The sequence below is a fragment of the Vibrio sp. 10N.222.55.C6 genome (assembly GCF_041473395.1).
Classification (GTDB): Bacteria; Pseudomonadota; Gammaproteobacteria; order Enterobacterales; family Vibrionaceae; genus Vibrio; species Vibrio crassostreae_C.
Map to the genome: position 1 here is coordinate 30,359 of NZ_JBFRSD010000001.1, position 21,340 is coordinate 51,698.

General features: G+C 43.3%; 16 protein-coding genes and 2 pseudogenes. 4 read left to right on the plus strand and 14 right to left on the minus strand.

Going from position 1 to position 21,340, the window contains the following annotated elements; genetic code table 11:
* Window positions 1-191: 191 nt before the first annotated feature.
* Entirely contained in the window at window positions 192-1,367 is a 1,176-nt protein-coding gene (locus AB4486_RS00120) for an MFS transporter (protein WP_372116093.1), read from the minus strand.
* Window positions 1,368-1,610: 243 nt separating this feature from the next.
* Here AB4486_RS00120 and AB4486_RS00125 point away from each other — a divergent pair, with 243 nt between their 5' ends.
* On the plus strand, window positions 1,611-2,501 hold the full coding sequence (locus AB4486_RS00125) for a LysR family transcriptional regulator (RefSeq protein ID WP_017061891.1): 891 nt from the start codon (window positions 1,611-1,613) through the stop codon (window positions 2,499-2,501).
* Between the two features lie 94 nt (window positions 2,502-2,595).
* Here the strand turns inward: AB4486_RS00125 and AB4486_RS00130 are convergent, their stop codons facing one another.
* The 6 genes from AB4486_RS00130 to AB4486_RS00155 form a co-directional block, all read right to left on the minus strand.
* Entirely contained in the window at window positions 2,596-7,563 is a 4,968-nt protein-coding gene (locus tag AB4486_RS00130) for an ATP-binding protein (protein WP_372116095.1), read from the minus strand.
* A complete protein-coding gene (locus AB4486_RS00135; protein WP_372116097.1) occupies window positions 7,556-8,581 on the minus strand; it encodes an HD-GYP domain-containing protein in 1,026 nt (341 codons plus the stop codon). Before AB4486_RS00135 ends, AB4486_RS00130 begins: the two co-directional genes overlap by 8 nt.
* A 309-nt stretch (window positions 8,582-8,890) precedes the next feature.
* Entirely contained in the window at window positions 8,891-9,655 is a 765-nt protein-coding gene (locus AB4486_RS00140) for an ABC transporter ATP-binding protein (protein WP_108093149.1), read from the minus strand.
* 12 nt (window positions 9,656-9,667) lie between these two features.
* Window positions 9,668-10,618, minus strand: a complete 951-nt coding sequence (locus AB4486_RS00145; protein ID WP_017077496.1) for an iron chelate uptake ABC transporter family permease subunit — start codon at window positions 10,616-10,618, stop codon at window positions 9,668-9,670.
* Window positions 10,611-11,564, minus strand: a complete 954-nt coding sequence (locus AB4486_RS00150) for an ABC transporter permease (RefSeq protein ID WP_017081474.1) — start codon at window positions 11,562-11,564, stop codon at window positions 10,611-10,613. Before AB4486_RS00150 ends, AB4486_RS00145 begins: the two co-directional genes overlap by 8 nt.
* Window positions 11,565-11,663: 99 nt before the next feature.
* Window positions 11,664-12,596: a siderophore ABC transporter substrate-binding protein gene (locus tag AB4486_RS00155; RefSeq protein WP_372116099.1), complete on the minus strand. Its 933-nt coding sequence runs from the start codon at window positions 12,594-12,596 to the stop codon at window positions 11,664-11,666.
* A 928-nt stretch (window positions 12,597-13,524) separates the two neighbouring features.
* On the opposite strand from AB4486_RS00155, the gene AB4486_RS00160 reads away from it, so the two are divergent.
* Window positions 13,525-13,734, plus strand: a complete 210-nt coding sequence (locus AB4486_RS00160) for a hypothetical protein (protein ID WP_004731601.1) — start codon at window positions 13,525-13,527, stop codon at window positions 13,732-13,734.
* A gap of 229 nt (window positions 13,735-13,963) precedes the next feature.
* Here the strand turns inward: AB4486_RS00160 and AB4486_RS00165 are convergent, their stop codons facing one another.
* The 6 genes and pseudogenes from AB4486_RS00165 to AB4486_RS00190 all read right to left on the minus strand — a co-directional run bounded on the left by AB4486_RS00165 (window position 13,964) and on the right by AB4486_RS00190 (window position 18,535).
* Entirely contained in the window at window positions 13,964-14,557 is a 594-nt protein-coding gene (locus tag AB4486_RS00165; RefSeq protein ID WP_372116102.1) for a hypothetical protein, read from the minus strand.
* A gap of 253 nt (window positions 14,558-14,810) precedes the next feature.
* Complete coding sequence (locus AB4486_RS00170) at window positions 14,811-15,467, minus strand: potassium channel family protein (RefSeq protein ID WP_372116103.1); 657 nt, start codon at window positions 15,465-15,467, stop codon at window positions 14,811-14,813.
* On the minus strand, window positions 15,468-16,568 hold the full coding sequence (locus AB4486_RS00175) for an AI-2E family transporter (RefSeq protein ID WP_017061901.1): 1,101 nt from the start codon (window positions 16,566-16,568) through the stop codon (window positions 15,468-15,470).
* 22 nt (window positions 16,569-16,590) lie between these two features.
* Window positions 16,591-17,157 (minus strand): annotated as a pseudogene (locus AB4486_RS00180) (hypothetical protein); the annotation flags it as partial.
* A pseudogene (locus tag AB4486_RS00185) lies at window positions 17,152-17,832 on the minus strand (PAS domain S-box protein); the annotation flags it as partial. The pseudogenes AB4486_RS00185 and AB4486_RS00180, both read right to left, overlap by 6 nt.
* A 274-nt stretch (window positions 17,833-18,106) precedes the next feature.
* Window positions 18,107-18,535 carry a PACE efflux transporter gene (locus AB4486_RS00190; RefSeq protein WP_102428989.1) on the minus strand — a complete coding sequence of 143 codons (429 nt, stop codon included), beginning with the start codon at window positions 18,533-18,535 and terminating at the stop codon, window positions 18,107-18,109.
* Between the two features lie 138 nt (window positions 18,536-18,673).
* On the opposite strand from AB4486_RS00190, the gene AB4486_RS00195 reads away from it, so the two are divergent.
* Together AB4486_RS00195 and AB4486_RS00200 are read left to right on the plus strand one after the other, a co-directional pair.
* On the plus strand, window positions 18,674-19,576 hold the full coding sequence (locus tag AB4486_RS00195; RefSeq protein WP_102393602.1) for a LysR family transcriptional regulator: 903 nt from the start codon (window positions 18,674-18,676) through the stop codon (window positions 19,574-19,576).
* 421 nt (window positions 19,577-19,997) lie between these two features.
* Window positions 19,998-20,342 carry a thiamine-phosphate diphosphorylase gene (locus AB4486_RS00200; protein ID WP_102429004.1) on the plus strand — a complete coding sequence of 115 codons (345 nt, stop codon included), beginning with the start codon at window positions 19,998-20,000 and terminating at the stop codon, window positions 20,340-20,342.
* A 128-nt stretch (window positions 20,343-20,470) separates the two neighbouring features.
* Here the strand turns inward: AB4486_RS00200 and thiE are convergent, their stop codons facing one another.
* On the minus strand, window positions 20,471-21,088 hold the full coding sequence (gene thiE, locus AB4486_RS00205; RefSeq protein WP_372116106.1) for a thiamine phosphate synthase: 618 nt from the start codon (window positions 21,086-21,088) through the stop codon (window positions 20,471-20,473).
* Between the last annotated feature and the right edge of the window lie 252 nt (window positions 21,089-21,340).

Consider the following 21,340-nt stretch of genomic DNA (forward strand, 5'->3'; position numbering starts at 1 on the left):
GTATTTACAACACAAGCTTAAGTACTGTTGTCACAGGATATAAGCCACGACAGCAGTTTTAAGAAAACGTTATTATTTAAGCCGTAAGCAAAGGCCCTACCGATTTGGTAGGGCTTTTTATTGGTCGCAGTTCGAGATACTAGGGTTTTAATCACAGTAACAAATTTACTGAACCACCATTCGATGAGCCATTACACAGGCTGCTTTTGAATACGCGATTTACGAGCACTGAATGCGAACAGCAAGATAACAGCTAACACGAATGGTAATACGTAGATATTGAGGTTCTGCCACCCTGCTGTCGATTCTAGCCAGCCAGAGAGCATGGCGGTAATCGTCACACAGCCAAAGACAATAAATTCATTAAACGCTTGTGCCTTAGCTTTATTCTGCGATTGGTAGGACTGACTAAACAAACCTGTTGCCGCGATAAACATAAAGTTCCAACCGACACCAAGCACAACTAGAGCCGCTCTGAAGTGCCAGATAGATTCGCCATGAATGTTAATCGCGATACAGACGACGAACAGAACCCCGCCTGCCAAGATCATCATTCTTGAGCCAAACTTCTCGATAAGTGAACCAGTAAAGAATGCAGGAACAAACATCCCCAATACGTGCCACTCAATGACGCCCGCTGCTTTGGTAAAGTCAAAGCCACAACCAATCATTGCCAATGGCGTTGCTGTCATCAGGATATTCATCACCGCATAAGCGACCATGGCAGCAAACACTGCGCCAATAAAGTTAGGCGCTTTTACTATCACACTGAGAGGATCGGATTTAGGTGCCTGACTATTAAAAGAGACTTTTGGAAACTGAATTGTTTGTAAGATGAGTAACGCAAGAATGTTCAATCCAATCAAAGAAGCAAAAGCACCAATATACAAGCCATCTGCTGACCATTGTTGAGACATAATCGCCAAGTTTGGCCCCAATACTGCTGCTAAAACGCCACCAGCCATCGATATAGAGATCGCTCGATGACGGGCATTTTCATCACACACCTCGATTGCAGCAAAGCGATAAAGCGTGCCAAAACCTATGCCTATCCCAAGTAAGAACGTGGCGAAACAAAACAGATAGAAATTTTGCTGAGACAGTGCGTAAGTGGCAAGGCTAGCCCCTGTAATGCCAACCACATTACCAATGCTAAATCCTCGCTTTCTCCCTAACTTACCTGAAATTAGAGACGCAGGAATAGTGGCTGCCATTAAACCCAAAAACTGCAGTGCAACCGGCAAGGTAATCATGCTGACACTGGGCGCAATCTGCTTGCCGATCAAGCCAATCACAGAGATCAGTAATATGTTACCCGTCATCAACAAGGCCTGACACAGTGAGAGCAGCCAAACATTTCTATTCATCTTCGTTCCTAAATATGAGCACAGTTGGTCAATAGACCAAATAATCAACAAAGTCGCAACACTTTGTTACTCATAGCAACTCTACAAAGCGACCAATAGACCAATAGACCAATAGACCAATATAAAGTGCTACCACCACATGACTTTGATTAGCGTTACTTAAGACGCTAGAGTTGAAATTATCATTACTTAAGATAATAATAATTTTCTGTTATTTATAGGCTTTAGTATTTGAAGGTGAGTATGATTAATCCACTTTGGCTCAATACGTTTAAGACTCTGGTTGAAGTTGGCCATTTCACCCAAACGGCAGAAAAGTTGTATATGACACAACCTGGAGTCAGCCAACACATCAAGAAGCTTGAACAAGCTTGTAATTGTGACCTGCTATCTCGAGAAAACAAGAGCTTCGAACTGACCGAACAGGGTCGGATTATGTATCGCTATGCGATCAAACTAGAGAAAGACCAAGAAGATCTTTTTGAGTCTCTGAGTTTTGATAACCCTTATGCTGGGCAATGTCACTTGTCTTGCTCTGGCTCACTCTCTTTGCGTCTGTATCCCAAGCTTCTTGAACTTCAACAGCAACACCAAGAGCTCAGCATTAACTTAGAAGCCGCTCCAAACAAAAAGATATTGAATGACCTAAGCGAAGGCACTACCGATATCGGCATTGTTAGGCATTCCCCGAACGACAGCTACTACCAAAGCCAAGTCATCGGCAAAGAAGCACTGTGTCTTATTGTTCACCACAGCCTTGCTGATTTAGAGATAACGCCGCAAGTATTGAATGACATTGGCCTGATTGCCCACCCAGATTCTGCACACTATCTGTCTTTGTATTTCGACCTTTGCGGAGATAAAGACTTAGCGAACATCAACGTTAATGAGATACCAAGATCTGGCTACATCAATCAGCTTCACCAGATCTTGCTACCCGTATCAAAAGGATTAGGTTTTACCGTGTTACCGGCTGGCGCGGTTGAACACTTCCCAGATAGAGACAAGCTACACGTTGTGCCGCCAAAGGTAGAAGTAGAGGAAACGCTGTATCTGGTTCAAAAACGAAACCGAAAACTGCCGCACCGATACGATACGGTTGTTGAGCTAATCAAACAGAACGTGAGTCGTTAGTTCGGTATAGATAGATTTAAAGCCTTTAGCTAGCTCGGTATTTCGCTATAAGAGCTAAAGGCTTTAATGTTGAAGTGATATTTATAAAAGACAACTACTCAGAAGCGCCAAGCCCCTCTTTTGCTCGTTCAAAGTCATAATTATCTAACGCACTTCGAACATCTTTGAGAACAACAGAATGTGGATACTGTGCCAGTAACTCAGTCACATATTGAGTTGCATCGTTATCATACGCATCCAGCAGTGATAGCAACTGAGCATGCTGTTCTGACGTGATGCTCGGTGAGTCAGAGGTATCAGCAAGACTCACATCGGCTACTTCAGAACTTGTCGTATTAGATCCTTTGGCACCAGGCACATCAAAGCTGATCTCAACTGCTTTAATCAGTTCAATTAACCCAAGCTCACCTTGTTTAAGATCCTCTTCATCACACGCCTTGTTATGAGCTTTGCTTTCTAAATCACTGAGTAACTCTGCCAATCGCAACCCACCAATCGAAGCTGCCATGCTTTTTAAGGTATGTAGATTACGCTCTAACGTCTCCCATTCGCCTTGTACTAAGCTATCAAAAGCATCCGACATCATGTCTGGTGATCCTTTGCAGAACCTATCAAGCATTTTGGCTTGCAGTTTCACATCATGATAAGTCAGTTGCTCAAACCTCGACTGAGAGAAAACAGGCGGTTTTATGTGAGTATCAGAGTGTAATTCCGCACTCTCATCAGAATCACCTGTCTGTATCGCATCTGAATGCGTTCTACCTTCAACTAATACCTCAGGAACAATGTATCGAGTAATCAGAGACATCGCTTTATCAATAACAATAGGCTTATCCAAGAAGTCCGTGATGCCCGACGCCCTCGCTCGTTGTTTCGCATCATCAAAAACACTGGCTGACATTGCAATAATCGGTACATCTATATCGAATTCACGAATCAAACGGGTAGCTTCAAAGCCGTCCATAATCGGCATTTGAAGATCCATGAAGATTATTTCGTAGTCGTTGTTTTTAGCTAACTCCAGCGCTTCCTTTCCGTTTTCAGCAAGATCGGCATTTAATTTAGAGCGACTGAAAAATGCTAAGGCGAGATCTTGGTTCAGCTCATTGTCTTCAACCAATAGCACTCTTTGCCCTTTGAACTCTATCTGATAATCCAGTTGCAACTCTTGAGCTTTGAAGTCGGCTAACGCATCCGAGCTTGAGCGTGGCAATGTCAGTACAAAGGAGAACTCACTGCCTTGCCCGTAAACACTCTCTACCGTAATTTGACTGCCCATCGCATGAACTAATTTCTGGCTAATGTTGAGCCCAAGCCCTGTACCGCCAAACCGACGTGTCGTTGTGGTATCCGCTTGGCTAAAGGCTTCAAACAGCTTGTGACGGTTCTCATCCGAAATGCCTATCCCGGTATCCATCACACTCACTCTCATGGTTAGGCTGCTGTCGTTCGAGTCAACATGCTCCACCGTTAACGCTACGCTGCCTTTTTCCGTAAACTTAATCGCGTTACCCACAAGGTTGAGTATGACTTGGAACAACCTCAATGGATCGCCTTGCAATGGCGTGTCTAACTCAGAGTCTATGACCATCGACAAATTGAGCTGCTTCTCAGCCGCTTTCGACTCCATCAGCTCAATCACATCTTTAAAGGTCGTTACGGGATCAAACGGGACGTTATCAATAACAAGTTGTCCAGCTTCTATCTTTGAGAAATCAAGGATGTCATTGATGATACCGAGTAACGAATGGCCAGAACGGTGCACTTTCTCAATATAATTTCGAGCGACAGGATTAGATATTTCGCCAATCGCCAGATAAGACAAGCCAATAATGGCATTCATTGGGGTTCTTATCTCATGGCTCATATTAGCTAAAAATTCCGATTTAGCTTGGCTCGCCAAATCGGCTCTCTGTTTTTCTTCTTCCAATTGTTCGTTAAGGCGCTTCATTTCTGAAATATCGAATGCCCAAAATAGTGTGGCGACTTCCCCATCAATCTCAAAAAGATAGTAACTGACCAAAGCAACAAATCGGGTTCCATCAGACTTTCTGAGTACCAACTCCCTATTTTCAACTTTACCGTTAAGGTCGAGCTCTTTATGCACGCCATCACGAACGCTCAGCGAGTCATGGATAGCAGCGACGTCGATAGAAGACAACGCCTGATTATCCACGCCAAACAAACGTTTCGCCGTATCATTCGCGTAACGAACCTCTTCTTCAAATACCACGCTGGCTGCAATTGGAGAGCTATTTAGCATGTTGTAGAGTTGGTTCTGCGCCTTTTCCAGAGCTTCGGTCGCTTCCTTAGCAATACTGATCTGCTTCGCTAATTTACGATTCCAGAAAATAATAAGAAGAAGGATCACCAGAGAAAAAACCGAAATGGTGTAAACCAATTGATAATCAACTCTTTCTATCGCTTTGGGTGCAGCCCATTTTGCAGAGATCTTCTGGTGTTCTTCAGCTGAGATACTGCCTATCGCTTTGTTCACAATAGACAACAGCAAAGGTTCAGATTTGATGACATGCAGAGTTGGCGACAGGAAGAAGTCTAACCGACCGATGATGCCAATTCCTCGATAGCCAAATGAGTCGATTAAGTAATTTAAGACGTCAACGGTATCAATCATCGCATCAAACTCACCCGATTCGACGAGCTCTAATCCATCATTAGTCGATGACACCATCGACCAATTGATCTCAGGGTAACTATCCACAATAGCTTCTGTGTTGGCTCCCCCTTCTAAAATACCTATTTTCCAACCTGCAGCTTCTTCTAAGACAAGGCTGTTCACATCTCGTCTTGAGGCAATAGCCAAACGACTAGAAAATAACGGCTTACCCGCCTTCACGCCCTCGCCAAGCGAACGATTCTCCACAGCGGCCGACACAAGGTGCACTTTTCTATGGTCAACGAGTCGTCGAGTCTCCTGCCAACTGCCGACATCAACATGTTCCAAGCGTAAACCTGTTTTCTGCTCGATCAGCTTTAGGTAATCATCGATCATGCCGATGTATTCCCCTTTGCTCGATACGGCTTCATAAGGCAAAGAGTTAGGATCAATACCGATTTTCAATACTGGATGAGATTTTATCCACTGACGTTCATTTTGACTAAGATTAAGAAGTTCACCGGCTAAACTGTTCGATTGATAAACATCTGAAATATAACGTTTTGCACCATCTCCGAATGAATCAAACTGCTCAATGGCAGGGAAATAAACATAACTTCCTTCCACGGAATCCACATCGAAATAGAACGTCATAAACCCAGCATTGGTGCTGCCCGTCTGCGTTTTATAGCCAACGCCTTTCGTTACGGATGACAATTTAGAGGTGTTTTTCTTGTCCAATGATGGCGTTGATACATCTCCTAGGAACCAAGATTCAAGCGGTCGCTTATTATTATCAGCCAGTGCCGAAATAACCATGAAAGTATTATCTGCATCAAATATGTCAAAAATCTTAGGCAATTCGTCAAAGCGATCATTAACAATAAAGTACGCTGAGATTTGAGCAATAATATCGGCCTTCTTCAGAACCGGAGTCAGGTCGTTCTTAATTTGTCTTCTAAGAATTGGCTCAAACTCCCCGTCTTCCCTTTTCAGGTTTGCCAATGCGGCATTGAAGCGGTCTCTTAGCTCAGCCCCCCTGAAATCCACGTAGATGGGATAACTGACTTTATAATCTTCATGGATCTGAATCTCGCGCATTTCAATAAACCGGGTATTGGTGACAAACCAGGTTAATACGCGCCTTTCTACCATCAGGAGATCAACATTTTGAGCTCTCAGTTGGGAAAACGCCGACTCTAAGCTGTCGAGATCATCTATCCGATCAATGCTCAATTGGCTTTCCAACACTTCTACGGAGTTTTTAATCGGCGATGTTTCATCGAACAACAATGCACCTAAGGACAAATTTTTTGCCGACTTCAAATCCAGCTTACGCCTCTTTAATGACACTGGCACAAAATCAACATCCATCACCTTGTCACTGACAAAGTGCAATGAAGAGTCATCAAGTTGAACGCCAGAAACAAATGATATTGAGTTGTTGTTATCGATAGCTTGACGAGCTGCAGTACGAGGCAAAGTGACAACGTCACCCAATCGATACCCCATATCGTTCAATGCCCTTTGCATAATGTCATGCTCTAAGCCAACAGAAGTACTGTCTGGATACATGTAAGGCGGGTTGCCGAATCCAAATACACCTTTAATGGGAGAGCGATAAGGCGAGTCATCTAACCATTTAGATAAAATGCGGTTCTTTTTACTGATATCAAACGTTGCAATCTGTTGATTCAATAAGTTAAGCAGCTCATTGTCGTTTGAACGAATAACCATGGCTGCTTTGATGTTCTTCCAGCGATCAAGTACATGGTTGACCGCTAAATTCTCGACTCCGCTTTTATGAGCAAGATCCATGGTGGTTACAGGTTCAGCCAGTAAGCCATCAACCGACCCATCTTCTAATGCACGAATAGCATCAATGGCCGTATCGAATTCAACTCTCTCAATCGAACTAAGCTGCACGCCAGATCGCTTTAGGTCGATGCTTTCTCGAACCATGGCAATTCGCCTTTTGGCCTCTTGCTCTATTTTATTATTGAGATGATCTTCGGTAGGAAGAATGACGGCAATTTGGTACGAGATATAAGGATCAGTTTGAAGGAAACGTCCTCCTTCGCTGGGATCAAACTGTTGAAACGGAAACACATCGCCTTTCCCGTCTAACAAAGCTTGCTTTGCTTCAGCATGAGAATCTACGCTGATGAAGTTGGTTTTTACGTTGAAACGCTCTTCAAGATCGTAAGCCCAATCTCGAATAATCCCGTCGACTTTTCCGTCATCACCAATAAATGAGTAAGGATAATGACTGGATAGTGTAACAAACGTGATTTCACGATCAGGATCTTGCCATAGGTTTGGTTGTTGATCCGGAGCAGCCTCAGCGTTAACGCTAGCGGCACGAACAACGAATACAACAAACAAAATTATGGCGATGACATAACGCTTACCCCACTTACCCCACATCTGCCAGAGGTCACTCATCTTTGAACTTCTCTTTAATCTCTAGAATCTCTGGCAATTTAATGAAAAACAGATCAACGATAGTCGGGTCAAAATGCTTACCTTTCTGCCCAGTGATTAAAGCCAAAGCATCTTCGACACTCCAAGCTTTTTTATAAGGGCGTTCTGCCGTTAGAGCATCAAACACATCAGCAACAGCCGCAATTCTTCCAACCAATGGGATACCTTCACCAGCTATCTGGTTTGGATAACCACTGCCATCCCATTTTTCGTGATGATATTGCGCCACCTGAATAGCCATACGCATCAGTTTGGAATCACTCTGCCTACCAAGTATATCAACACCATATTCGACATGCTTTTGCATAATTGTCCACTCGTCGGCGTCCAATTTACCCGGCTTGAGTAATACGCTATCAGGAATACCGATCTTGCCAATATCATGCATTGGTGCTGCATCACGCAACGTCTCGGCATCTTCGTCAGTCATTCCCAAGGCTTTAGCTAGCACTTCACAGTAGTGACTCATACGCTTAACGTGCATGCCTGTTTCATTGTCTTTAAATTCAGCAGCTCTACCCAGTATGTTCAGTGTTTCTAGCTTACCGAGATTGATCTCTTGAGTTTTCTCTTTTACCTGACTAAACAACGCGCGTTGTTGGTCATAAAGTGCGATATGCGTTTTCACACGCTGGAGTGCAATTGCAGGGGTTATCGGCTTGGTTAGGTAATCGACAGCCCCCAAGGAGAGCCCTTTTACTTCGGCTTCTGGACCAATTGTGGCGGTCACGAAAATGATAGGAATGTGAGCCGTATTCGGCTGAGCTTTAAGTTGGCGGCACACCTCGTAACCATCGATGTCAGGCATCATGATATCAAGGAGGATAAGGTCTGGCTGCGGCACCATCTTCGCAATTTTGATACCAATTGTGCCGTTAATCGCTACTTTCACTTGATAAGTATCTTTGAGTATTGCCGTTAACACATCCAAGTTACTTGGGGTGTCATCCACGACTAACACTATGGGTTTCCGACTCATTGATACCTCTTATACAAATCAAACAGTTATAACCCTAGTGTAGAACGGTTTTTAGAGGTTAAGCAGAAAAAAAGCAATTGATTTTCAAAAATGAAGAGTAGATCTGTGAGTGACTTCAAACTGGCGTTATTAGAAGTACGACCAGTCAATATTACGTCAGTTAAGTTATTATTATACAAGGGGAATCACCTTTGCATTGCAACATTTCACTAACAACACAGATACTATCCGAAAACAAAAAGAGCTCCTCATATGGGAGCTCTTTTCGTTCAACGGCTAGAAAGCAAAACAACCGAGTTATTCAGTAATCTAACGACCAGAATAATACATACAGATTCGAACACCATCGAACTCACGAATCTCAAATGGGATCTCGTAGATTGACTCCATTACTGATTTTTCAACCACTTCCGAAACCTTACCCGACTTAACCACTTTACCTTTCTTCATCGCCACAATGTTATCTGAGTAACAAGAAGCAAAGTTGATGTCGTGAATCACGATCACCACCGCTTTATTAAACTCATGCGCTAGGCGACGCAGCGTCTGCATGATTTCAACCGAGTGTTTAATATCTAGGTTATTCAGAGGCTCATCTAAGAACACGTAATCTGTATCTTGCGCCACAACCATCGCGATAAACGCCATTTGACGCTGACCGCCACTCAACTCATCAAGATATTTGTTTTGAATGTCGGTAATGCCAAGGTGCTCCAATGCTGTGTCGACGATCTGATGATCTTCGTCTTTCAAGCGACCTTGAGAATGTGGGAAACGACCAAAACAGACCAACTCACGAATCGTAAATCGCATATTGATGTTGTTTGACTGTCTTAAGACGGCAAGGTGCTTGGCTAGCTCTTTGGTATCCCACTCAGCCAGTAACTTATCGCCAATGACTACTTCACCGGCGTCACTGTCTGTTAAGCGACTCGCCATAGAAAGCAGCGTACTTTTACCCGCACCATTTGGGCCAATGATAGAAGTCACTTCGCCTTTCGGGAACATAGCACTGGCATCATCAACCACGAGTGACTTGCCATACTTCTTACTTAAACCTGTTAATTTAATCACAACTTACTACCTTTACTGAATTCTGGTGCGTAACAACAAGAACATAAAATACAAACCGCCGACCAAGTTAATGATCACACTCACAGTGGTTTCAAACGCCATCACTTTTTCGATAAACCATTGGCCAGAAACCAATAAAACGATCGCTAACAAGCTGCTTGCGATGATAAGCACACGATGCTGATAAGATCGGAATATCTGGCGAGCTAAGCTCACGGTGATTAAACCAAAGAACAGCACTGGGCCAACCAAAGCCGTCGATACCGCGACCATCACTGACACAATCACCAAAGTAATCTGAGTCAGTCGTTTTGTGTTCACACCCAAGCTTGTTGCGTTATCAACACCAAGCCAAAGTACATCAAGCTTAGGCGCTAACAACCACAGGCCAAGCAAGCTCAAACCTAATGGAATAAGGCTAAGGTAAACCAGTTCGCCTTTCACGTTATTGAAGCTTGCGAACATCACATTCTGCAGCACCGCGAATTCATTGGGATCAATCAACATCGCAAGGAAGTTCGCTAAACTCGAGAATACGCTGCCACACACGATGCCTATTAAAAGCAGTGTGAAAACGTTATTTCGCTTGCTCTTAAAGTAGAAATGGAACAGAGCAAACGAGAACAAGATCATCACAGTTACAGACATCGAAAAGTTTGCGATTGAATCAATCACCCAGAAGCTAGCACTGCCAAACACAAACAGAAGTACCGTTTGAACCAGCATATACAAACTATCAAAGCCCAAGATGGATGGGGTTAGAATTCGATTATTAGTAATAGTTTGGAACACCAATGACGATGCAGAAATCGCCACCGCCGCCAACACAATTGACAGTAGTTTAGGTAGTCGCAGAGACAAGAAGAACTCATAGTTATCCCACGTAAGTCCCTGCCCCACAAATACAGCCGCCATACACAAAGACGCGATGGCCAGAATCGCAATTTTTACTGAATCACGCATTCGACTTGTCTCTCATGATTAGGTAGATAAAAATCAAGCCACCAAAGATGCTGATTACCATCGAGATTGGAATCTCATAAGGGAAGATGACGATTCGAGCTAACAAGTCACAAACCAATACCAAGATCACGCCCCAATAGGCTGTCCAAGGCAGAATCTTCTTCATGTTATCGCCCATCATCAACGACACGATATTCGGCACGATAAGGCCAAGAAATGGGATAACACCGACGATCATCACTACAGAAGAGGCACAGATAGCGACCAATGCAACACCAATGAAGACGATCTTCTGGTAATTCAAGCCGATGTTTTTCGCAAAGCTCTCGCCAATACTCGCCGCACTGAACTGACTCGCGAAGTAGTAAGCCAACACACAAGCAGGCACTGCGAGGTAAAGAATTTCATAGCTGCCTTGCAACACACTCGCAAAGTTCGCCATTGTCCATGCCGACAAGGTTTGTACTAAGTCGTACTTATAAGCAATAAAGGTTGTTAGAGACGAAACAACGTTGCCATACATAATGCCAATCAAAGGCACCAACACCGCATTCTTGAACTTCAGGTGTTGTAGAAAACGGACCAATAGCATGGTGCCAAACACTGCAAACGCGAAGATAAAGCCTAAGTAGCTCCATTGCGCTGCATTGCCCAGAACCAGAATACCGACTATGTACCCAAGCATGGCGCAGTCAATGGTGCCCATCGTCGAAGGCGCGGCAAACTTGTTCTGCACGATCTGTTGCATGATCAAGCCAGCGACACTCAAGCCCGCACCGGCAAGTACAATCGCGAACAGTCGAGGGATTCGACTAACAACATAAATAGAGTTGGCGTGTTGGTTGCCATTGAAGAAGTCGCTAAAACTGATCTCAGCGACTCCAATCATCAATGAAATAACGCATAACACAACAAGAAATACAGCAGCTGCAATGGGTTTCAACATAGAAATAATACTAAAGGTAGGGCTCTTTGAGTCCGTATGAAAAGTGAAAAAGGGCTTATAAGAACGCTCTTATAAGCCCCAAAATATGATGATTGATGACTATTGAATCGTTCGTTCAATATCACCCAACATTCTGTGAATCGCTGTCACGCCACCACCAGCCAAATACCAAGCACTTGAATCAAGGTAAACGATGTTGCCTTGCTGCGCTGCAGGTGTCGCCGCAACTAATGGGTTATCAAACAGCTGTTGTGCGCGACCTTCTGATTTACCGATCGCTTTTTCGCGGTCAAGAACGTAAAGCACTTCAGGTTTTGCGTCAGCAATGTATTCGAACGAGATTAGGTTGCCGTGAGTCCCTTTAATTGGAGCCACTGTCGCACTCTTTGACTCCTCGAAACCAAAATCATCAAAAATGATCGAGAAGCGACTGCCCTTATTGAACATCGCAATGTTGTTGCCGTTGTTCATCAGCATCATTGCTGAAGTTTCGTCAGACGCGACTTTGTCGTTTACCGCAGTGATAGACCCTTGAGTCTCTTTGATGATCGCTTCTACTTCAGCTTGCTTACCAAAGATGTCACCTAGCGCGCGCCAGTTTTGCTGAGCATCAGCCCAGTATTTATCACCTTCAATAGAGAACATGACCGTTGGAGCGATTTGTGCCAGCTTGTCGTAAACCTTAAGCATGCGGTTTTCCGCGATAATGATGTCAGGCTTCAACATGTAGATAGCTTCAAAATCAGGTTCACTCAATGATCCTGTATTTGCTGTCGTTTCTTTGTACGAAGCTAGGTAATCGGGCAGCAAGCTATGAGGCGCACCAACTGGCTGTACACCAATTTGATCAAGCACATCCAAGCTACCAAAGCCAAGTACCACAACGCGCTGTGGTACTTCAGTAAACTGCACCGTGCCCTTTACGTGTTCAATGGTCACGGTTTTCGCTTGAGCGGTCATCAGTAATGATGATGCAAGAACGATGGCAAGCCCGCTTAACAACTGGCGAACTGAATTGATTGTTTTCTTCATGTTTCTTCCTTTGCCATTGATACTAACCACCACTCATGACAATGAAAGTCACATTACTCATAGACGAGCATGGGGCGTACACAACTGCTAAATAACGATAATTTAAAGTCTGTCATTGGATTGACAACAAACTTGTAACGCAAGTGAGAACTATTATCAATTATATTTGCACTAAATTGGCGATACAACAACTTTATTATTCAGAAATGTAAAAGTGAGTATTCATATTTTGCGTAGTCAGGAGAGGTATTAGGAATCAGAAATATCAAAAAGACGCGAAGAGGAAAATACTCATCAACCTGAAGAAAAAAAACAGATGGGGAAAGCACCCAAAAACCCTGTAATTACAACGCTGAACCCCAAAATCATGGATTGTAATTTACAATGTAAAGATCATATACAACAGAGACTTAATCATCACCAAATTAGCTGATCAATTAAACCCACTAATGACAACGAATACGAACAGCTGAAAAGCCAAGACTCAGTCAGATATCATGGTCAAATCCCTGACCTTCGCTCATTTAACCTTCAGTAACCGATGGTAAATCACCCAAAAATATTTTTGAATTTAATTGAAATAGGGTTGTAATTTTGAAAACTAGGCGTATAGTTCGCCACCTGGCTCTAATCTATAGAGCTGTTAATGCTAAAGTAAGTCCAAGTTCCACATAGACAGTTCTCGATTCCCTCGTTACACCATCTCTGCGTCAGCTTTCACCCAGATAGTCATTCAATAGCTTTTAAATTCGATCCTACTACCGATCTATCGTCATTTGCTCTTTTGTCAGCGAAGTCAGAATAGATCGAGCACTTAAATACAAATGTAATAAACACAAGGCACAGTTATGTCACGCAGAACAACACGACAAACCCATTGGTACCAACTATCACGCGAAAAAACAGTCAATAAACTAAAAGGTAATAAATGCTCAAGATTAAAATAGATTTACACAAAGAAGAGATTTCATGGGTCACCGAGATTCGACAGCTCAATAGCGATATACTCCACCGCCACATATTGCCCAAGCTACAACATCACAGCTATCTCATCGACTTTGAATTTAATGAACGAGAAAGCATCGGAACTATCGTTTCAGGCAACGGAAACACCCTAGGACATTTCACACTCCTATAGCATTTCCCAAAGGCTACAAAAGAAACACCATCTAGTCCCAAAGATGTAAAAGATGTCACCCTCAATTCGCTCTAGCAGAACAAAATAGAGTAGAAGTAAAACAGATCTGAAACCTAGCCTTTTTGCATTTCACACGCGGCTAACGCTAGCTAGGTTATCGTACTTCTATTGAAACCAACTTATATCAAACTCTGAATCACCATTGAGTCATTATCAGTGCATTCATGGACTAATAAGTTAACGGCATCGACCTTAACTTCTGATCAAGAGTATATAAGTGTTCTGCAGCTTGCATGTGTTGAGGGTAATCACTGAACTTCTCACGATTCTCCTCATTCATCTTACATGTCTCATCCACCAGCATTAACTTCCAATACAGCTTCGTTGTATGCAACATCGCCAGTAACGGTTTGAACACCTCTTGCTCATAAGCTTGAATCAACTCTTCAATCAACTCGTCACGTTCGTCTTCGCTTGCGATTGAACCCTCGGTTGCCGACAACACTTTTTGATACTTCAGGTTTTGTTGCAGCTTATCCATAACCGTTTGGTTTTCTTCCGCTAACTCAACAAGCTTCGACTTAATGATATTTACCCAATTCGCTTGGCTCAGTACTGTGTCATCAACGCTGGTAAAGTCTTCTCGTATTTGTCGTTCAACGTCTTTTTGAGCTTTCTTTAAAACCGCACGCACCTTTTGGAAAGGCAACTGATACTCCTTACTTAGCTCGATAATCAGTTTATGAAAACCACCGTTTGGAAGGTGTAAGTTTTCCTTAAACGTCGCCATTGCAGCTTCTTGCTGTTCGGTAAGGTGAGTCATTCTGTTTCCTATTCTTTATCACTTATGGTGCTGAGCCCGCGATCATACCACTATATAACCTCGTTTTTTCGGTAACTTGATAGGTTATATCTAGGTGCGTACTTAAATTCTCTCAATACGTTATCTTTTGGTTACTTATTAATCCATATGGCGTTAAATGGTAAAACTGATCATCGATTAAAATCCATACTACACCTGTTCCAACAAAACAGACTTCTAACTTATACAGGTACTTAAATGAAAAAGATTGCACTTAAGATTGAGACTGTGCAAGTCGAATGCTCACCAAACTCGCCACCATGATAGCTAAGTAAAAACTGCCGATAATGGATTCCATAAACACGAAGAATTGAGCAATAGGTAGAGCTGGTGATATGTCGCCGTAACCAACTGTGGTCAAGGTGATGAAGCTAAAGTACATCGCATTGAACAAGTTCGTTAACCAGACTTGCTCTTCTAACCCGTTAAAGGCATTCAGAAAGATCTCTAAAATTAACAAGTAGATGGTCGACCAAGCAAACCCTAACAACAAGTAGATACAGATTGAGCCGATGATGTGATTGGGTGTCACCGTTTTGGCTTTCATCACCTGCTTCAACGCCGAGTAAATGTGTGAAAACAAGAACACAGCCAACGCCGATAGCGTCACTATCGACAGGTTATAGCCTTCCAAAAATGAAAACACGCCAGACACGAGCGCCGTAATCAATAACAGCCCGTACCAAGAGCGATACAAGGCTCGCTCTTTATGAATACCGGCAATTGAACTCGCCAACGTAATAATGATAAGAAATAGGATTGTTTTCTGGCCTTGCGGATAAAACTGCTGCATCACCGCGCAACCAAAAAACAACACCAACAGCGCATAGAATAAGAAGTAGAAGTTGTCGTCTTTAGAGACTGGCTTCATCTATTTTCCCTCGACCTCTGCAGGTTTTTTCTCAGTTTCTTGTTGATTTTTCTCTTCAAGTCCAAGCCACGCCATCATCAGCTCATAACTTAAACTCAGTATCACAGCACCGACAAACAGACCGACGATGCCTGACATCGCCATTCCGCCCAGCGCACCCAATAGAATTACCAACATTGGAATGTGAGAGCCACGGCTCAGCAGTACTGGCTTCAAGATAGCGTCACTGCCGCTCACTAAAATACACCACACTAAGAACAAGCTCGCCGCCAGTGTCGATTCAACGCTGAACATGTAGATGATCGCAGGTAATAGAGCAAGAATCGGTGGCAGTTGGATTATCGCAATGAGCAGCACAGCTAGCGCCCAAAACGCAGCCGCAGGAACGCCTGCAATCACCAAACCGATTGCCGACATCATGGATTGAATCACAGCCACACCAATCACACCTTGCACAACGCTTCGCACGGTCGATTTAGAAAGCTCTACCAATTCTTCACCTTTACCGCCCGTTAAACGCGCCACTAAGTGAGTCACACCAGTTTTGCATTTATCCGCATTGCTCATGAATGCACCAGCAATGATGGTAGAGATAATGAACTGAATGAAGCCACCACCTAACGAGCCAAGAACAGAAGCGGCTTTCGTCGCGAACTGTTTAACTTCGTCTGCATACTTTATGAAAGTGCCTTCAATATTGTTCGAGGCGGCAACCAAGGTTGAATAAACCTTTTCCCCTATTAATGGAATATCTTGTAAGGACTCTTTCGGTTTAGGCAATGACAATGTGCCATCTTGAAGGCCTGTCATCAGGTCAGTCGCGCTGGTGTAGATACCAGAAGAAAGCGCCGCCAAAGGAATAAATAGAAGAATCACACCAATAAAGCTCAGCAATGCACTGGCTTTACCTTTCGACATCCCGGTTTTATTTGAAATGGCGACCGCCACTGGATACAACGCAGTCGCAATGATCGCACCCCATATCACCAAAAGAATGAATGGGCGCAAAATCGAAAAACACCAATACACGAGCATGGCAATCGCTGCGATCTTGATGGCAGCGTCTATCGCCTGTTTTGAAAAATCATCGGTTAACTTCATGAGACGTCCTTGTTAGACAAAATTAAGGCTGATTTTGTAGGAACTTCCAATTCCGTGTTTCTAGGAATAGAGAAGCCAAAATCATATATATGCCAATTAACACTAATTGGAATATGCGTATAAGGGTGTTGCTATCGATATCACCGGAGCTCATCAATGTGCTACCAACAAGTACGAGCAACGTACTAAATGCAGTGGCGAAAATAGGTGCTTTTTCGGGAACCGTGTAGATCTTGGTAGCCATAAGAATGGCAATAAGTCCTATAAACAAAGAATAGAAGACAATGTTGGGTACTATAGAAAGAATTGAAAAAGCAGCAATCGCCAGCAATCCCCCGATACCGTTACTTATCACCAGAAAAGCGCTCAACTTTATCGACTTCTCTGACGTAATCATCAACGATAACAACGCAATGAACATCATTGTCAGCAAAGCTTCAGATATTTGAAAAATAAAGAAAAAACACACCACTGGATAGGAGATAATCATCGCTCTAAAGGCCGCATACCAACGCTGTTTCTTTTCGAGTGGCGCAGCAGCGAAGCCAGAGAACGCCGATTTAGGCTCAGGGAAAAACACATGCACTAACGCCAAACAGGAATGTGTGTAACCATAACGCTCTGCCAGGTTAGAATAATGTTTTAAGTCGTTATCAAAGCGGCGTCGATTCCAGCACCCTGTCAGTGAATCCGTTTCCACCAGCATTCTTAATCGACGCTCCAATATCTTGCGTCGGCTAATATCCGTAAAGGTCACCACGTACTTGTTATTGTGCGGCAGAATTTCAGTTAGCTTTTCCACCACAACGTTTACGGTAAACTGCTCACCAAGTCGACTGACGCCACTCAACTCACCTTTCCATCTCTGGTTTTCCTTCAGTGAGCGAGTAATGGTCGTGATTAGGCTGCTGTTATTCATAAAACAGAGATCAGAAATCGGACGAGATTCGACTTGGTCAAAGGCATAACCTGAAACCCGAGAGAATTGTTGATTCACTTGTATGACCCTCAATTGACTATCGAGGACAATAAAACCTGCGACACCATCAATGATCGCTTCCGACAAGTTATTCTTGCTTTGAGCCATTTCATGTCGATAAAGGCGTGCGGTAATAAGAGTGCTAAGTAAAAACAACGCACACACCGAAAAAAACATGGCTGGCGTAGAAGCAATACTCAGCAACCACAAGCTAAATGCCATATTGAGGACAAGTGCAGACACCACGTATAGCGGCATTTTTCGGTCATAACTTAACTTGTTCATAGTTTGCTCTGGTGATGGGCGAATGACTATGATGGCTAAGTTTTAATTAAGATATTTACCATTTTACGACACATACAAATTCAAATTACATATCGAACAATAAGTGCATAGGGTTACACTAACTATTAAGCGGAAGAGATTGAAAAGATTCGAGACCGCCACTTTGAATGCCAACCAGTGCCGGGTTACCTAGGCCTACTAACCGAATATCTCCGTCAAAATAACGAATAAACAAACGGTTAGTGGCCAAGCTCGTGTTTACTGACTTGGTAGATTACTGAACGGCTAGCTCCCCTCTGCGTACCCAGAATGCTCGAACATGGTCATAAATCAGATTAAACACAAACGCGTAAATGGTAATAAAAATGGTCACGCCGATGTCCATCAAAAATGCCTGCCATAACCCCACGTTAAGTAAGTATGCCATCACAGGGATTGTCGCCACCAGCAAGCCTGCCTCAAATAGCACAACATGAAAAACACGTAACTTGAGTGAACGCTTAGATTTTTCACCCGTGAAGTAGCGATCAAAAATGCGGTTGAAACAGTAGTTCCAAATCATCGCGATGGTCGCAACAACTATCATGGTTCCTGATAAGGCATTCACATCATGATCAGTAAATATCGCTAAGCCTATAATTGATAGTGTTACGGCCAGTACTTCAAATAACACAGAGTGGAACACTCTTTCTAACGTACTCATACATTCCTCTAAATAATCTATTACGTGTTGGATTGGTCGAGATTATGTCACCTGAAATAATAAGAGAAAGTTAACAGCCATCACGAATAGTGATAGCCTAGGAGTTATTACCCCCTTTGGTATTGAGCGAGAGATAACATGTACAGTTTTGAGCAACTAAAAGTCTTCGTCACGGTGTGTGAAAGTGGCTCTTTCTCTGCCGCCGCTCGCAAACTGAAACGAGCTCAGTCTGGGGTAAGCCAATCGATAGCCAACCTCGAAATTGCCATTGACCAAGAGCTGTTTAACCGAGAGAAAAACATCCCCGTTTTAACCAGCAAAGGTAAAGCGTTATTGCCTGTGGCTAAGTCCATTCTTGACCAGCAAAAGTACTTCGATCAAAAAGTAGAATCGCTGACCCAAGAAGATGAGCACGAACTGATCATTGCGGTTGATGAAAGCATCATAGATAAGAACTTCATTAAGATAATCAGCTCACTCGCCGATCAATTTCCAATCACACACTTCGATATCATTACCACCTCAACCTTTGATGTTGAAGACCTAGTAAGACGAGGAAATGCACAGATTGGCATCATCTACGCGGATGGCGAACTGAAGGTCGATATGGATTTCTTTTTGCTGGGCCAAGCGCGTTTCCTAACTGTTAGCTCTGCCACTCACGAACTGAGTCGCATGTCCGTTGTACAAGACTCAGACCTAAAGCGCTATCGCCAATGTGTGCATCGCAGCTCAAAGCAGCGCGAACTGTGGTTCACCTATGGTATTAGCTCGATGCGTTGGTATGCGAACAACCACAAGAACATTGTTGATCTCGTTGAACAAAACGTGGGTTGGGCAAATGTGCCCGAGATGATGGTGATGGAAGGCATTCAAAAAGGCGATATTGTGGCGTTGCCTGTTTCGCACGAGCATGGTGGTTGGATTACTCCAGTGGGATGTTTGGTGTCTCGCAGCCACATCAACGGCCCAGTTCTCACCAGCCTTATTGAGCAGCTTAAGGGGCACTCACTGCAGTACAATCAATGGCAAGCCAACTAGCCTCCCCTGTTTACAAAACATCTCCATTTTCAAAACATCGTCAATTGAGATTCAATATCGGCATGGAACACACCACCGCTACCTCATTTCTGCTTATCTTGCCGATAAATATCTTTGTCGTGTGGATAAAACACCCTAGTTGATGTCCCAAAGTGACATAACTACACTGCGATCCCAACGGGTTTGTCTTTTCAAACGAATATAGACAGGCCCAAATCGCTCTTTAACACCACTGACCCAACTTCAAATCTCCCAGATAAGCGCTCAGCCTTGCCGTTGCTTATATCGGTTTCAAATAGATCACTTTTTGAATATTAATTCGCACCCAGTTTATGAGCGCTCTTTGAGTGCTTTTTTATATCTAAATGAACCTTTTGGAAAATTTGTCGTGAACGTTTTAAGAAATATTTGCCCTGAGAAAGTGGGTAAAGAGCGTAACAAACGAGAGTATGATTTACGCGTACTTAATTGTGTCAGTGAAAGCGAATATGAATCGCGTATGGCAGTTTGGAATAGCTTAACTTTGGTTGCTACTCCGTCTGCTTCGGAAACAAAGGGCTTCATCGATGAGTCTTTCAACAAGCTTCAACAAGACCTAAAAGAAGCTAGCCGTGAGTTATCGATTAACTACACGGACTTCATCGCAATGGCGCATGAAGAGATCAACTACATTAAGGTGTTTGTGGCTGATAAAACAGCACAATACGGTTGGTACGCTGCGATCGTTCTTATGGTCATCGGCACGGTTGCGCTTTGCATTCAATAGACCAAACGATGTGTTAGATAGAGCAGCTTAGATACCCTATCGATAAGCACATCTAGCACGACTCCGTGCTTGTGCTTTCACTAGAAAACAGATGACCAACCTCATTTGTTTTCTAGTTCTACTCCCCTTCACTCTCCCATCAGAGATAGCAGTTCCTGCGTCGCTTGTTTTGGGCTTTCAGCGTGACATATCGCTGAGACCAAGGCTAATCCATGAATACCTGTGTTAACCAACTGCGGAATGTTCGACTCGTTGATTCCACCGATACCCACAATCGGCAACTTCGTTGTTTCCAAAGCCATTTGAATGCCTTCATAACCCCAATGTTTCTTTAGATTCGTCTTGGTCGGTGTGGCAAAAATCGCACTGAGACCAATGTAATCGATCGGCAAACTATCTGCTTGTTTTAGCTGCTGTTCAGTTTCAATTGATAACCCAAGAATCTTATCCGGACCAATCAACTGACGTGCTAACTCCGCAGGCATATCCGATTGCCCCAGATGCAAACCATCGGCATCAACGGCTAATGCCACATCGACTCGATCATTAATGATCAGCGGCACACCTGAGCCAGCCAGAATCGACTTAACCGCTTGTGCTCGTTCAATGAAGGCTCTTACGTCCCCATGTTTTTCTCTTACTTGAACCATAGTGACGCCACCAGCAACCGCTTGTTCAACCACGAATTTAAGCGTTTCTAGATCTTGTTGGTCGTCAGTCACCAGATAAAGTTTATAAGGGTTCATCGCGTACCTTTGAAGTCGATTTCTAAAATTGGTTTTCTACCATTTTACCGACAAATCACATCCTATGCATGGAAGTTAGCACTTAATTCCTTAAGTTAGGCGGTTGAATTCAAATACGCAACTCGTTGAAAGCATGTCGAAAAACCCGATTTTTCTAACAAAAGCGTTACTTATTACACAAACTATTCGCTTTAGCATGCCCAGAATGCTGTTTTATGAAATACTCCCCTATGAAGGAATCAGGTAAATATA